Below are 14,086 nucleotides of genomic sequence, written 5' to 3'. Positions count from 1 at the left end.
CACCACGATCAGCCGCCCTGCGCAGCGGGCAGCACGGAACCGGTCAGCGACTGGACAGGGGCCTGCTGGGGGCGCCAGCTGCGGGACGCCACCGGCAGCCCGGGCGGCTGGTGGAGCAGCGGGTGAGAATGGAGCCGTCACGGGCCCGGCGGAGGGAGCGCGATGACGGCGGCGCTGTTGCGGGAGGCCGCGACGCTCATGCGGCGCCGCGCGGCCGAGGCCGCCGAGGCTTCCGGCGAGCGGTGGATGGTGGACCAGGCAGTGACAGCGGTGGCCGACGGTGCGGGTCAGTGAAGCGGGGGTCGGGTCAGACGCCGAGCCGGGTGAGCGGCCCGCTCCGGCACCACCGGGTAACGGTGGCCACCAGCGGCGCCGTCGTCCGGCTGCGCCACGGTCGGCTACGGCGTGACCGTGGCGGGTGTCAGCGCGAGACGGGGCGGCGGCCAGGACCAGTGGGGACCAGCGCAGGATCTTGCGTCCGGCGCTGGGCTCGTCGCTCTTGGTGGCAGGGACCCAGCCGCCGATCCCGGCGGCGCCGGCCAGCACGGGCGCGGCGAGGGTGTAGGCGAGGGCTGGCCGACGCCGTTCTCCCGGTTGCGCGGCAGACTACCTCGCGACGTGCGCCTGCATGCGTCAACTGTCCGATACGGTGCACTAGTTCGTCTCAGAGATGCCTTTGATGCCCGCCCTTCCCGTGATGTGATCACTGCGAGTGACGTGACCATCACATGCGTCACTCTGAAGTGACCACTTCACGGGGAGAAAAAGTTCGTGCGTTTGAGAACGCTCATAACGTCAGGAGCAGTCCTGTGCGCACTGCTCGCGTCAGCGGCGGCAGCACCATCCGACGCTGCCGTGGCCGGCACCCAACGGCCGGAGGTCACCGGTGCTCCGGCAGCGTCGCCAGACAGCACCGGTCAGCAGGTGCAGCGCAGCGGTGAAACCGTCGTCCGCACAGACGCTGGCGCGTGCGCCACCGCCCGGCAACAGGCTCTGTCGGCCCGGCACAAGTACGCCGCGTGCGTGCAGCCCATCAAGGTCACCGACGGCATGCGCGCGGCAGCGCGGGACCCGATCTGGAAGTGGCCGGACTGGTGCGACGACCACGGCGTCGCGAACGTCTGGTACATCACCCGTATCAACGGATGCGGGGTGTTCGGCGTCGAGCTCAAGGTGCTCGACACCCGCGGCAAGCAGGTCGGCGGGATCAAGTACATGATGGTCGGCTACGAGTTCTCCGACCGTACCCTGTCCCGCTGGGCGTATCAGGTTGCGCTGCTGGAGTACCAGCGCTGGGGCCAGGGCACGGCTGGCACCAAGGCCCAGGGGTCCGCCTCCTGCCGCGGCAAGTGCAAGATCGCCAACGGCAGCTTCCCCTCGCAGACCATCAGCGCCAGCAAGGACCCGTACGGCCAGTACTTCATCGACACCACGATCAACATCCGCCAGCGCGGCCAGACGGGCAGCGGGCGCGCCGTCATCACGCACCACTTCACCAACCCGGCCTGGGGCTCATCCACCCCCGTCGAACTGGCCACCTCGGACGTGCGCTGTGACACAGCGCTTCCCGGACGCACCACACAGGTGGGCTGCATCAACCCCGGTTACGTCCCGGAGATGGTGTACAACAAGCGCGGCGAGTACCCGGAGCTGGCCACGCACATCGCCTACGCGCAGGACGTGAAGAAGCTGCCCGGCAAGCACGGCACCAAGCAGTACCTGACACGGCTGACGAACAAGGGCAAGATCACAAAGAACCGCAACAAGGCCTGCCCGTCCAGCCGGCCCCGCCCGCGGGGCAAGAGCTGCGACGAGTACCCTTTCGCCACGACCTGGCAGGGCGCTTCCACCGGAAGCGGCAAGTTCAGCTGGCGCATGATCGACGCCAAGCAGAACAGCCAGGGCGGCAACGCCCTGAACAACTTCTACACCTACAACCGGATCATCGAGAAGGACCGGTTCCTGGTCTGGATCAAGTAACCGTCCACCGGCAGGGGCAACCGCAGTGACCGATCCCATCATCACCGGGCACGGCCCGGTCGGCGTCCACTACCACCAGTTCCTCGTCACCGACCCCGGCGGGCCCGTCGCCGGTGAGGAGACGGACGCCTCACAGACCGGGCTCGTCGGCATCACCGCAGGCGACGCCACCATCCACACCGGCATCCACACCGGCGACGTCGACGTCACGGTCACCGCCCACCGCCACGAACCCGCGCCGGATGCCGGGGAGTGGGAGGAGATCGCAGAGATCTCCCTCCGCTCCCCCACCGGCACCCTCCAGGTCACCCCCCTCATGACCGACCTGGACGAAGACCTCCCCTCCCTCGCGGCAACCGGCCCCGGCACCTACCGGCTCCGCGTCCACGCCCGCGGCCGCGACCAAGCCGTCGACCTCGCCCCCGACACCATCACCGAGCACTACCTCCTCCAGTGCTGGCCCGCCCCGCCCACACCGGCCCAACTCCTGCGCGCCACGGACGACTACGGCAGCCAGCTACGCGCCGAACAGTTCCACCAGACCCGCGTCACCACCCACACCCCGCGCGGGCAGCACCGCCAGGAACACGACATCCTCCGCCGCTCCCTGGGCGGGTAGACGGCCAGCATGATGGAGGGCAGACACGGCTGGTCGCTCTCGTCGCCGTGACGGACTGAACCCGCGGCACGGCCGCGCCCCGACTCGTACAAGACGGTGCACCGGACTATCCCTGACACCTGAACAGGGCGGCACTGGGCCGGGCCCCGCTCCGGTGGGCCGCCCCGGTCGCGCGCGGCGCCGAGCGGCTGGACGCCCGGGGCCGCCCGTCCGGACGACACCGGGAGGCTTGGGCCACCGGCCAGCCGACGCGCGCCGGCATTCGGGTCCGTCTGCGCTCTGGTGTGCGCGGCCAGACGATGGCGGTGGCGGTTCAGCGGGCGAGTACGACGGTGATCTCCTGGCCGTCGCACCGCGCGGCGGTCTTCTGGACGGCGGCGTGTTCGGCGGGGTCGGCGGCAAGGCCCCACCGGGTCTTCACGGTGACCCAGTCCGCGATGTAGCGGCAGGTCGCCGATGCCGCCGGCGGCATCCATTGGGCCGGGTCCTGGTCCGCCTTGGCCTGGTTGAGGACCATCCCCGCGGGCGCGGGGAGCAGAGGGACTTGCGAGGCACCCAGGCGACCTCTGCGGGACCATCCCCGCGGGCGCGGGGAGCAGTCGAGGATCTCGGCGAGTTCGGCGGCCTGGTTGGGACCATCCCCGCGGGCGCGGGGAGCAGTATCGGGGCCCTTACGGGGTGGTGAGGTCGATGGGACCATCCCCGCGGGCGCGGGGAGCAGAGGTCGGTGCCGGCGGTCTCGACGTCCTCGTAGGGACCATCCCCGCGGGCGCGGGGAGCAGTTGATGTCGACGGCGGCGACAGCGATCGATCGTGGACCATCCCCGCGGGCGCGGGGAGCAGGTGAAACCGCTCGGGGTGATCGACGAGGCGTCGGGACCATCCCCGCGGGCGCGGGGAGCAGAGGTGCCCGCCCCACGCGCTGCCGTCGGCCGTGGGACCATCCCCGCGGGCGCGGGGAGCAGCCTTCTGCCTCGCTCCAGGCGTAGTGCCAGTCGGGACCATCCCCGCGGGCGCGGGGAGCAGACTTGCTGACCTGCGGGTTTACGACCGTGGGTAGCGAGAATCATGCACTTTCACAGAGACCGGCATTTGCATCTAATTAGACATTTAGCCCTTCGGTCTGTCAGCGGTTGCCGAAGCGGCGGCGTTTGGCTGCTTTGCTCCAGCCGGGGCGGGGTGGGGTTGTCGAGGGGGCGGGCGCGCGGTCGTTAGGGCAGCGGATGACGGTGAGGCCTTCGTGATCGATGGGATGCCAAGCGTGCTCGTGTGTGCGGAAGGTGAAGCCTTGCTCGCTTTTGGTGGTGTGGGCGAGCAGGGCGCGGCCCTGACCGGAGTACTGGCGGACCTCGCGCCACAGGGCGTCGCGGATGCGGGCGGAGGGATTGCCGATGAAGACGCCGGGCGAGATTTCAAGCAGCCAGCGGGTGAGGAAGCCGCGCAGACCGGCGGGGCAGTTGGTGAGCACGATGACCGTCACCAGATGCCTCCAGGGTCGTAGTTGATGCCTGCAGCGACCGGCACGTCTCCGTCGGACTGGAGGGTGACCTCGTCGATGGCATCGAAGTCGGCGGGCGTGGCGCCGTCGGGCAGGAGAAGGTGGCGAATGTCGGCGACGACACGGTCCAGCAGTCGTAGTTCGTGGATGCGGTCGCGCAGCGCACGGCGTGTACGCGCGCCGACGTCCTTGGGTGAGACGGCTGCGGCGTCGAAGGCGACAGGGATGCCCACTTCGGTCTTATACAGGTCGGCGATGTCCAGGACGAAGGAAAGTTCGTGTCCGGAGTGGACGAATCCGAGGGCGGGTGAGCAGCCCAGTGCGGTGACGACGGCGTGGGCGACGCCGTACATCGCCTGGGCCGCCGCGGTGATGGCCTGGTTGACCGGGTCGCCGGAGGTGAAGTCGCCGGGGGTGTAGCGGCGTCCGTGCCACGGGATGCCGGTGCGTTGGGCCTGGGCGCGGTAGCAGTCCTTGACGCGGCGGCCTTCGCGGCCGAGCAGTTCCCGGCGGGTGCAGCCGGAGGGGTCCTCGTCGGGGAACCGGAGCCGGTACATCGCGCGGGCGGTGTTCAGGCGGGTGCGGCGGTTTGCCCAGCAGGCGGCCTGTGCTTCGGCGAGGGCGGCCGAACGGGACAATGCCCGTCCGGACGCGTAGTAGCGCACGCCGTGTTCGCCGACCCAGACGACACCGGCCCCTGTTTCGCCGAGCACGCTCATCGCCTGGTGGGTGATGCGGGTGCCGGGGCCAAGCAGCAGGGTGCCGATGGTCGCGGAGGGAATGTGGGTGGTTCCTTCGGCGTCCTCGGCGGTGATGGCGTTGGCATCGCGGTGGATGGTGCAGCGTTCGAGGTAGATGAAACTGGCCCGGTCGGCGGCCCGGGTCAGTTCGCGCGGGCTGCTCGCGGGCTTGCGGCCGACGGTCGTCACCGGCTCACTCCACGGGGGCGAGCGTCATCAGCCCGCAGCCGTAGGCCTTGGCCTTGCCCAGGCCGCTGGTGAGGACATGGCGTAGTGCGTCGGGGTCGGTGACCTGCAGCCGTCCGTCGTAGGTGACGGTGGTGAGGGTGACGCGGCCAGGCGCGCCGCGCTTGCCGAAGGCGAGGCTGCGCTGGTCGCGGACGGTGAGCTGGTGCTCGTCGCCGTGCTCGGTGCGGCGTCTGTCCTCGGGCTTGGCCAGGACGCGGAAGCCGGCGGCGTCCTGGCGGGTGAGCAGCCACTGCAGCTGATGGCGGGGGGTGAGGTGGGCGGTGCGCTTGGTGGGTTGGCCGTCGCGGGTGCGGGCGTGGTGGACGGGGTTGGCGGTGAGGCGGAAGTTCCAGGTGGTGCCTTTGTCCAGCCGTTCCAGGAAGGGGGTGTAGGCGTAGGTCTGCCAGCCGGGGGTGCCGGAGGCGGCTGCGGCGGGCCAGCCGGTCTGCTCGACCAGATGGGTCAGGTCGGGCCGGTCGGGGCTGACGACGAAGAGCAGCACTTCGGCGGTGGTGTTGCGGTCGGTGCGCCACAGGACGCGCGGTGCCTGTTCGGCGGTGGGCAGTGCATGGGGGAAGGAGGACATGACGGCGGCGTGCATGGTCTGGGGTGAGGACAGCAGGCGGCGGGCGCCCGGGCGCGCGGTGTTGACGCGGAATCGGGTGAGGTACATCAGGCGCCTTCCAGATGTCCGGTGGGGTCGTGCGCCGGGACGGCCCGGCGCGGGCGGGCGTGGGCGTTGGTGACCAGGACTGTGCGGCTGTGGACGGTGCGCAGCGCGTAGCGGCGGTGACGGGGGTCGAAGCTGAGCGGCTGGTCACGCACCGTGTCTCCCAGCGGCTGCGTACCGCCGTCGCCCGTGCGGGCTTCGAGCAGCACCGTCAGCTCGACGCGTTCTTGGTGGCTGCGCCGCTTTTGGTACCAGTCGGCGGCACGCCACGGCTCTTCGGCGAGCACCCGCTCCAGGCCGGCCGCGCCGCGGTGGACGGCGGGCTCGAGGGGGCGTGCGGGCGGGCAGGAGCGCCGTCCCAGGTAGGGCAGGTATGCCGGTGCGCGCAAGGCGGCGGCGAGCCGGTCGGCCAGCGCGTCGTCGCCTTCGACTGCGGCGACGAACACGGCGTCGGCCAGGTAGAACCGCTCCGACAGCGGCATGGCTTCGCCGGTGTCGAGGTGGTGTGCAGTCTGGAAGTCGCGGATGCGGGTGCCGGGCTGGTCGATGCGCACGCCGAAGCGCAGCGCGGCAAGCTCGGCGAGCTGCTGGTCTGCGTCGCGGTCCAAGCCGAGTGCGGCGGCGAGCAGGCCGACCACGCCGCTCTTGGTGGGCGCGTTCTCCGTGCCGCGGCGGGCGAAGCGGGCCGAGGCCCCCCACGACTGCAGGGGGCCGGCCAGCTGCAGCACGAGAACGCTCATCCGCGCTGCTCCAGGCGGTCGGTCACGGCCTGGCCGACGGCGGAGACCAGGGCGGACAGGCTGGAGGTCTCCGTGCCAAGTGAGGCGAGCTTGGTGGTGGCCGGGCCGACGCGCAGCAGCCAGGTGGCGCAGTTGTCCTCGCCGTAGGCGCGTTCCAGTTCGGGGACGTAGTCGGTCAGGCGGGCGCAGGCTGCCTCCATGTGGCCGCCAAACTCGTCGGCGACGACAGGCTTTTCGAACGCGGAGACGAAGCTGACGGGGCGTGTGGTGCGCAGCTTGACCAGTACCGCGTCGGGAAGGGTGTGGTGGCCGAAGGTGTTGATCTTGCCGGTGGGCAGGGAGGAGACGAAACCGTTCACGAACGCTTCGACGGCGCGGCGTACCGGGGTGGCCGGCTCGTCCTCGTGGAGGCCCTGGCCGAGGTTGCGGGCCAGCAGGTCGACGTCCACGGCGGCGTAGCGGTACAGGGTGGCGGAGTTGAAGTCGACGGTGCCGATCATGCCGGCGCCCGGCTCGGAGTCCAGGTTGCGGTCGTCGACGGCGGTGAAATAGTCCGATTCGATCTCGGCGCGGTGGACGCTGAGGGCGTGCGCGACCTGTGCGGCGGCGTCGACGCCCAGGTCGGTGGAGTCGGCGACCATGCGGCCGAACAGGGCGATGTCCACCGAGTGCCGACCGTCGGCGATCTTCTTGGCGCGGGCTTTGGCGTCTTTGTCCTTGAGATACGCCTTGATGTCGTCGGCGCCCTCGACGGCCAGGCCGGCCAGCAGGTCCAGCTGACGGGAGCTGAGAAACATCAGGTAGGACGACTCAGGCGCGGGAACGGGCTCGCCGTTCTTCTTCGCGGCGTCGGCCTTGCGCTTGGGCGGCTCGATCTTCGAGCCGGTGGCGGTCTGCAGCACTTCGGCGGCCAGGGCCAGGGCCTGCGTGCTGTCCAGGTCCGGCTGCAGGCCGGTGATGCGCTCGGCCAGCAGTTCGGCGACGCGCTTAGTGCGCACGCCCAGCTCGCCGGGGTCAAGCAGCTGGGCGAAGTAGTGGCGGGTGGCCCGCTTCCACGCCTGGCTGGAGACGCGGGCGCGCATCACACCGCCGTAGACGGCCGTCTTGGGAGCGCCGGTGTCGTCGCGGTTGACGTTGCTCGGCGGGACGTTCTGCAGGGCGTGCACGTCGAGGATGAGGCGAGCGGTCACGAAGCGTCCTTCGGGTCGGTGGCGGCAGCGTCGCCGGTGTTCTCGTCGGTGGTGGAGCGGTGGGCGTGGAAGGCGCGGCCCCAGGAGCGGCGCACGCGCTCCGGCCCGCCGGGCTGCTGCCAGCGGTAGAGCTGCTCGGCGAGGAGGGCGTAGTCCAAGGCGATGTCCTTACCGCGCAGCAGCAAGACGATCTCGCGCAGCCGGGTCGCGAGGACGGGCAGGGTTGCGGCAGTGCCGGCGCGCACGAAGCGCTTGCGGACTGGCTCGTCGATCTCGCCGGCCGGCATCAGCCGGCGGACGGCCGCACCGAGTTCGGTGCCAGGGCGGTGCATGCCGCTGCTGCGGGACTGCTGGTGCAGCGACCACAGCGTCATGGCCGTGTACACGGCCGTCTCGGCCGCGTCCGTACGCAGCCGGCCGTCCCCGTACACCTGCTCCAGGTCGATCAGGCCCCACAGGTCGGCGACGGCGGCCGCGTCCCGTCCCGCGCCGCGGCGCAGCCGCGCCAGCGCGGCGACGGCGCCCGGCCGGTCGGCAAGGTAGCCGCGCTGCAGCCGGGCGATCTCGCGCCCGACCAGAGCCTGGACGGTGCCCTCGGTGCGCGGGGCGTCAGGTGCCGGGGCCTTGGCAGCGGGGACTTCGGCGGCGGCGGTCATGCGGACACCTTCCGGGCGTCGGGGCCGGCAGGGGCGTCCTGCACACCAGCCGGATCGGGTGAGGGGCCTTGCGCCGGCACGGCGGCCGTGGCGCCGGCCCGGGCGAGCGGGAGGGCCGTACGCAGCCGGGAACGGAACCACAGGTCGGCCGAGGCCGCATTCAGCCACGTCTGGCCGTTGGCGTCAGAGACGACCCGGCCCCGCCAGGCGGCCTGACCGGCGGACGCCACCAACTCCTCGCCGAGCCGCCCGATCAGGCGGTGCGCGGTGCGCTGCCAGGCGGCGCGCACCTGCTGCGGATCGTCACCCACGCCGAGCTGGGCCAGCCACAGCCGGAACGGACCGTCCAGCGCGCCGAAGCCCGCATCCCGCGCGGCGCCGCGGCCCGCCTCGGACTCACTGCCGGCCGCCCGGGCCAGGTCGGTAGCCAGGTCACCGAGCGCCCGCACAGCCAGGTCCGCGTCCGCGACGGCGTCGACCGCCGCCTGCCCCAGCTCCCGGTCCACCTCGTGAAGCAGCACCACGTCCAGCGCCACCGCGTCGCTGGTGACCTCGTCGATCACAGACTGCTGCGTGCCGTACAGGGCCCCATAAGTGCGCAGCCGCACCAACGTGCGCCGCGGCAGGATCCGCTCGCCGGTCAGCCGCGCCAGCCAGTCCACGACACCGGGCCGCAGCGACGACGCCGGCTCCCCGCCCCCTCCAGCGCCCTGATCGCGCGGCGCGATCAAAGCCTCCAGGCCGCGCCAGGCAGCGCGAGCCGGGTCATGCTCGCGCGGCATGTACACCAGCGGCTTGCCCAGCTTCTTCTCCTGGGCCTGACTGCGCCGCCAGGCGGACATCGGCTCACTGGTGTGGGCGTTTTGCGGGGCCAGCGGGTCACCGTAGGTCAGGACGACGCCGTGCACGCCGCCCGTGTCGGCGTGCAGCAGCAGCCGGCGCGACTGCCAGGTGTACAGGTCACGCAGCCCCGCCGGGCGCTCGGCCAGGTCGTCGGCCGCACCCGGAGCGGCGGGCGCACGGCGCCAGGCGGGCAGGTCACCCACCCGGAGCGGCAGGTGGTCGGCGGCGACCAGGTTGAGCAGCAGCGTCTCACGCAGCGTCTGGCCTTCGGCCAGCACGCCTCCGAGGTTGCCGGCCCAGGCGACCCCCTGTGGGTAGGCCTTGCCGTTCTTCGCCCGCGGGTCGCCCACGACACCGGTCTTGATGCCCGAGGTGTCAAACGCCTGGGCGTGCACCACCCAGCGCGCGGCCTCGGCGAAAGTGATCCGCACCGCGCCGGGGAAGCGCGCGGTGAAGAACGGGGACCCGTTGGGCACATCCGCGACGATCCGGTTGAGCGAGAACACCTCGCCGCCCGTGGTACGCAGCCCAGGGGTCTGGAAGAAGGGCCTGTGCGGGTGGAGCAGGTCGAACCGTTCGCGGTGTGCGTCCAGGTAACCGGGCACGGCCGCGAACGGGTCGTCGTCCTCCCACAGCTCGGCCCACGCATCGATGTCCGCCGGCCCGTCCAGAGCGTCGTACGCGATCGCCAGCAGCAACCGCATCAACGCGAAGTCCTGGGTGGGCAGGTCACCCGCCAGCCTGCCAATCCGCCCGGCCCGCGCGAAGACCTCGCGCAGCGACAGCTCCGCCTCGCCGCCGTCAAGCATCTGCACAGGCAGCCACGGGCGATCCGTCAGGTCGAACGCCAACAGGCCGCCCGCGCCTGCCGCCTGATCACCGCTCACGGGACACCTCGAGTCCGTCGTCGGGGCTGTAGCTGAGCCGGAACCCTGCCACACGGGTCTGACAACCGGGCCTGACCGGCAGGATCAGCTCGCCCGACAGCCAGATACTGTCCTTCACCTGCCAGCTCGGCACGCAGAACTCCTCGAGCTCGGCGATCACACGGTCGATCACGTACGGCTTCGCCATCCGCGCCGGAAGCCGCAGCGCACACGCCGCCGCAGCCTTCGCCGCCTTCGGCGCCGGAACCGAGCCGGTCGGAAGCGGCAGGCCCCCACGTCCCTCGCCGGCCCAACTGAGCGTCGCCAGCGACCCGTCATCGAGCCGCTCGACGACGATGACCTCCACACTCTCCGGGGCATCGCGCACCTGCGCCCGCCCAGCCCGAGTATCGTCCGCATCCCCCGCGTTCCCGGCGAGCCAACCCACCAGCGACCGCCCGGGACGGGCCGCATCAGCGATACGGAACGTATCCGCAGCCCTGGCCTTGGCCGCCTTGACCTTGTCGTACTCAAGGCGCGCCCGGCCCATCGCCTCGGCCCACACGGCCGGCCCGACCGACCCGTCACCGTAGGCGCGCTGCACCAGCACGCTGATATCCCGCGGCAGCTCCACCACCCGATGCCCGCCTCCCTGCGGCAGATCCAGCACCGCGAGTGAACGCAGCAGCGCATACCGCCCGTAAACGGCCTGCGAGCCAGCCACCGGCTCCGGCGGCACGCCCTCCCAGTCGGCACCGGTAACCAGGCACAGCGGCTCGCGCAGCCGCTCAGGACGATCGTCACGCGCGTGACGATGCAGCCGGCCCATGCGCTGCAGCAGCAGATCCACCGGAGCCACATCGGTGACCAGCAGGTCGAAGTCGACGTCCAGCGACTGCTCAGCGACCTGGCTCGCCACCACGACGTGCCGGCGCGGGCGGCACCCCTCGCTTCTCTCCGGCGGACCGAAGCGGTCCAGCAGACCCTTGTCCTTGGCAGCACGGTCGACGTCGGTGAACCGAGCGTGCGCCGTGGTCACCTCACCCGCGCCGAACCGTTCACGCAACGCCTTCGCGGTTTCCAGCACCCGGTCCACGGTGTTGCGCACCACCAGCGCACAGCCGCCGTCGGCGAGCTCGCGCTCCAACCGGTCACCCAGCACCGCAAGGTCGTCCACCAGCGCCCCTACCCGCACCCGGCTGCCACGGCCGGACGCCGCGGGCTGCTCCAGCAGCGGAGGATGCCCCGGGGCCACGGCGGTCAGCAGCGGATAACCGTCCGCCGAACCCACCACCGCGAAACCCTCATCCCGGCCGCCCGCACCCGCGTACGCCTGCGCCAGCTCCTGCCGCCGGGCCGCCGGCAGCGTCGCCGACAGCACCACCACCGGCACCCGGTACGCGCACAGCCACGCCAGCACCCGGTCCAGATAGCAGTTCATGTAGGTGTCGTAGGCGTGCGCCTCGTCGATCACGACGACCTTGCCCGCCAACGCCAGGTGCCGCAAAGCCAGATGCCGACTCTTCAGCCCCGCGAACAGCAGCTGGTCGACCGTCCCGGCCACGAACGACGACAACATGCCCTTCTTCCGGCCACCCAGCCACTGATGCGCCACCAGCTCGGCCGGCGCCGCCCGCTCCTCCCGCCCCGGCCCGGGCAGCTCCTCGACGCCGTCCAGGTCCACCGCCGCGATCCGCTGCCACGAAGCCGCCTTCACCTGGGCAAAGTCTTCGTTCAGGGCCGCCTTGGAGTGCGCCAGCAGCACCGACAGACGCTCGCCATCTTGAGCAGGCAGCCGGTCGAGCCAGGCCAGCAAGCGCGGGAACATCGCGTTGCTCGTCGCCATCGTCGGCAGCGCGAAAAACACCCCGCCCGCGCCGCTGCGCGCCGCCAGCACCTCAGCCGCTGCTAGCGCGGCCTCCGTCTTCCCCTCCCCCATCGGCGCCTCGACGATCAGCAGCCCCGGCTCGGGCATCTCCCGCGCCATACGCACCACCGCCTCCTGCACCGGCCGCAGCCTCGCACCGGCCGGCAGGGAGAAACGGGCAGCGAACAGCTCCGCCACACTGCCCTCAAACAACTGCGGCCGCCACGGCGCAGGCAGAGCCAACCCGGCCCAGGCCGCCGCCACACGGTCCACGTCCCACGATGCCCGACCCAGGCCTGCGTAGGGGAAGAGGTCGGCGTTGCTCGCGATCCAGTCCGCGACGATCACCAGCGCCGACAGCAGCACCTGCACCGTCTGCGGCAGCTTCACCTGCTGCCACGCCCCCAACCGCTCACGCACACCGAACTCATGCGCGCACGCCTCCAGCAGTTCCTCCTGCACCCCCAGCCACACCTGCCGACTCGGACCAGGCGTCCGCAGCAGCGCCGGATGCGCATCCAAGTCACCGACCTGGACATGGTCCGGCGGCACACCGTGATGACCGCCAACCACCACCGCGAACTGAGCGGTAGCCCGGCCCGGCCAGCCGCACCGCTCCTCCAGCCACTCCTGCAGCAGCAACTGCCCGGCCAGCCCATGCGGCGCCATCCGGCGCTCCCGACCCATCTCCCGCCGGTAAGGCATCTCCAGACCCGCCGCGCGCATCTGGTCCGCCAGCGCATCCACCTGACACGCGAAAGCCGGAGTAGCCTTCCCGACGTCGTGCACGCCCGCCAGCCATGTCACCAATCGCCGCGCATCCGCTTCCCCGCCTGGCAGCACCTCAGCAACCCGCCGCCGCACCGCCTTGGGAAGCCACCGGTCCCACAGAAGGCCAGCCACCCCAGCACTGTCTTCCATATGCCGCCACAACGGCAGCCAGCCATCACTGTCCCGATCGTGCTTCGCCCACACCAGCCGAGCCGGACCACTCAACCGAACGTGCAGCCCCGAACGGCCCTCCCCCACGCACCGCATGGCAGATGACTACACCGAGAAGCCACAGCTCGCGCCCCTTTCGGGAAAACCAGGTCTCTCTTGGCTCAACCCTCCCAGCCGTGATCCCAATCCGTTTATGATGCGCTGTCCACTCAACCCAGTCCGCCAGCTTGTGAAATTTGCGTGATATGCCGGAATTCCTGAAAGTGCCGAAAAACTGGTCTGCCACCCAGTAAACGCCCAGGTCACGCAGTCTGCTCCCCGCGCCCGCGGGGATGGTCCCCCAACCTTCCCGCTCAGCTAGCAGACGAGTCTCTGCTCCCCGCGCCCGCGGGGATGGTCCCGAGCTGCAGGTCCTCACGGTCGCGCAGTACGACTGCTCCCCGCGCCCGCGGGGATGGTCCCTGGTGGGAGACCCCCTGCCTCGGCGACCAACTCTGCTCCCCGCGCCCGCGGGGATGGTCCCACCTGCTCATCGGTCAGCAGCCACCCCCGCGACTGCTCCCCGCGCCCGCGGGGATGGTCCCGCGCTTGCCCCGATCCTGCCGACCCTGGGGGACTGCTCCCCGCGCCCGCGGGGATGGTCCCAAGTTCGCCGGCTGGAAAGACGGCACCCCGATCTGCTCCCCGCGCCCGCGGGGATGGTCCCAAACTCGGGGTCCTTCAGAAGGATGGCCTCAACTGCTCCCCGCGCCCGCGGGGATGGTCCCGCGGCCGGCGCCACGGCCACGCTCACCCCCGACTGCTCCCCGCGCCCGCGGGGATGGTCCCCCGAGCGTGATGGTGCCCGTGCTGAAGGAGTACTGCTCCCCGCGCCCGCGGGGATGGTCCCGGTGGAGCCCGCGTCCAGGATCCGGGCGAAATCTGCTCCCCGCGCCCGCGGGGATGCTCCCCGCACCCGCCGCGCCACCCTCAAGGCCCGCCGCTGCTCCCCGCGCCCGCGGGGATGGTCCCAGCACCGCCCAGAACCTCCAGGCCATGGCCCACTGCTCCCCGCGCCCGCGGGGATGGTCCCCTCACGATCTCCCACTTCGGGCAGATGGCCGGCTGCTCCCCGCGCCCGCGGGGATGGTCCCGCGCTCGACAAGCTGCACCCGGAAGCGATGGCCTGCTCCCCGCGCCCGCGGGGATGGTCCCACAGCGAGCTTTCCGTCTGGCTGCCGGATGATCTGCTCCCCGCGCCCGCGGGG

At 71.5% G+C, this 14,086-nt stretch carries 12 protein-coding genes and 2 CRISPR repeat arrays (1 of these 14 running past the window's edge); of the genes, 3 read left to right on the top strand and 9 right to left on the bottom strand.

The window, feature by feature from the left end:
- Positions 1 to 162: 162 nt before the first annotated feature.
- The 3 genes from ACZ3ZD_RS31825 to ACZ3ZD_RS31815 all read left to right on the top strand — a co-directional run bounded on the left by ACZ3ZD_RS31825 (position 163) and on the right by ACZ3ZD_RS31815 (position 2,599).
- On the top strand, positions 163 to 294 hold the full coding sequence (locus ACZ3ZD_RS31825; RefSeq protein ID WP_467404997.1) for a hypothetical protein: 132 nt from the start codon (positions 163 to 165) through the stop codon (positions 292 to 294).
- A gap of 729 nt (positions 295 to 1,023) precedes the next feature.
- Entirely contained in the window at positions 1,024 to 1,980 is a 957-nt protein-coding gene (locus ACZ3ZD_RS31820; RefSeq protein WP_467404993.1) for a NucA/NucB deoxyribonuclease domain-containing protein, read from the top strand.
- Positions 1,981 to 2,005: 25 nt separating this feature from the next.
- Positions 2,006 to 2,599, top strand: coding sequence for a hypothetical protein (locus ACZ3ZD_RS31815; protein WP_467404990.1), 594 nt, complete (start codon positions 2,006 to 2,008; stop codon positions 2,597 to 2,599).
- Between the two features lie 313 nt (positions 2,600 to 2,912).
- On the opposite strand, the gene ACZ3ZD_RS31810 is transcribed toward ACZ3ZD_RS31815, so the two are convergent.
- The 9 genes from ACZ3ZD_RS31810 to cas3 form a co-directional block, all read right to left on the bottom strand.
- Complete coding sequence (locus ACZ3ZD_RS31810) at positions 2,913 to 3,071, bottom strand: hypothetical protein (protein WP_467404986.1); 159 nt, start codon at positions 3,069 to 3,071, stop codon at positions 2,913 to 2,915.
- A gap of 37 nt (positions 3,072 to 3,108) precedes the next feature.
- Positions 3,109 to 3,625: direct repeats of the CRISPR family, unit length 29 nt; unit sequence GGGACCATCCCCGCGGGCGCGGGGAGCAG.
- Positions 3,626 to 3,725: 100 nt separating this feature from the next.
- Positions 3,726 to 4,079 (bottom strand): type I-E CRISPR-associated endoribonuclease Cas2e, encoded by a 354-nt coding sequence (gene cas2e / locus ACZ3ZD_RS31805; protein ID WP_467404983.1) that lies wholly within the window; start codon positions 4,077 to 4,079, stop codon positions 3,726 to 3,728.
- Complete coding sequence (gene cas1e, locus ACZ3ZD_RS31800) at positions 4,076 to 5,026, bottom strand: type I-E CRISPR-associated endonuclease Cas1e (RefSeq protein ID WP_467404979.1); 951 nt, start codon at positions 5,024 to 5,026, stop codon at positions 4,076 to 4,078. The genes cas2e and cas1e overlap by 4 nt, the downstream gene beginning before the upstream one ends.
- A 4-nt stretch (positions 5,027 to 5,030) precedes the next feature.
- A complete protein-coding gene (gene cas6e / locus ACZ3ZD_RS31795) occupies positions 5,031 to 5,738 on the bottom strand; it encodes a type I-E CRISPR-associated protein Cas6/Cse3/CasE (RefSeq protein ID WP_467404976.1) in 708 nt (235 codons plus the stop codon).
- Complete coding sequence (gene cas5e, locus ACZ3ZD_RS31790; protein WP_467404973.1) at positions 5,738 to 6,475, bottom strand: type I-E CRISPR-associated protein Cas5/CasD; 738 nt, start codon at positions 6,473 to 6,475, stop codon at positions 5,738 to 5,740. The genes cas6e and cas5e overlap by 1 nt, the downstream gene beginning before the upstream one ends.
- On the bottom strand, positions 6,472 to 7,665 hold the full coding sequence (cas7e, locus tag ACZ3ZD_RS31785; protein ID WP_467404970.1) for a type I-E CRISPR-associated protein Cas7/Cse4/CasC: 1,194 nt from the start codon (positions 7,663 to 7,665) through the stop codon (positions 6,472 to 6,474). Before cas7e ends, cas5e begins: the two co-directional genes overlap by 4 nt.
- A complete protein-coding gene (gene casB, locus ACZ3ZD_RS31780) occupies positions 7,662 to 8,321 on the bottom strand; it encodes a type I-E CRISPR-associated protein Cse2/CasB (protein WP_467404966.1) in 660 nt (219 codons plus the stop codon). The genes cas7e and casB overlap by 4 nt, the downstream gene beginning before the upstream one ends.
- Entirely contained in the window at positions 8,318 to 9,973 is a 1,656-nt protein-coding gene (casA, locus tag ACZ3ZD_RS31775; RefSeq protein ID WP_467405281.1) for a type I-E CRISPR-associated protein Cse1/CasA, read from the bottom strand. The genes casB and casA overlap by 4 nt, the downstream gene beginning before the upstream one ends.
- Before the next feature lie 67 nt (positions 9,974 to 10,040).
- Entirely contained in the window at positions 10,041 to 12,818 is a 2,778-nt protein-coding gene (cas3, locus tag ACZ3ZD_RS31770; protein WP_467405278.1) for a CRISPR-associated helicase Cas3', read from the bottom strand.
- Positions 12,819 to 13,150: 332 nt separating this feature from the next.
- Positions 13,151 to 14,086: direct repeats of the CRISPR family, unit length 29 nt; unit sequence CTGCTCCCCGCGCCCGCGGGGATGGTCCC (it continues 435 nt past the right edge of the window).

The sequence above is a fragment of the Streptomyces sp. NPDC023481 genome (genome assembly GCF_055560195.1).
The sequence above is the reverse complement of the archived record's forward strand: the minus strand, read 5'-3'. Positions and strand labels throughout refer to the sequence as shown.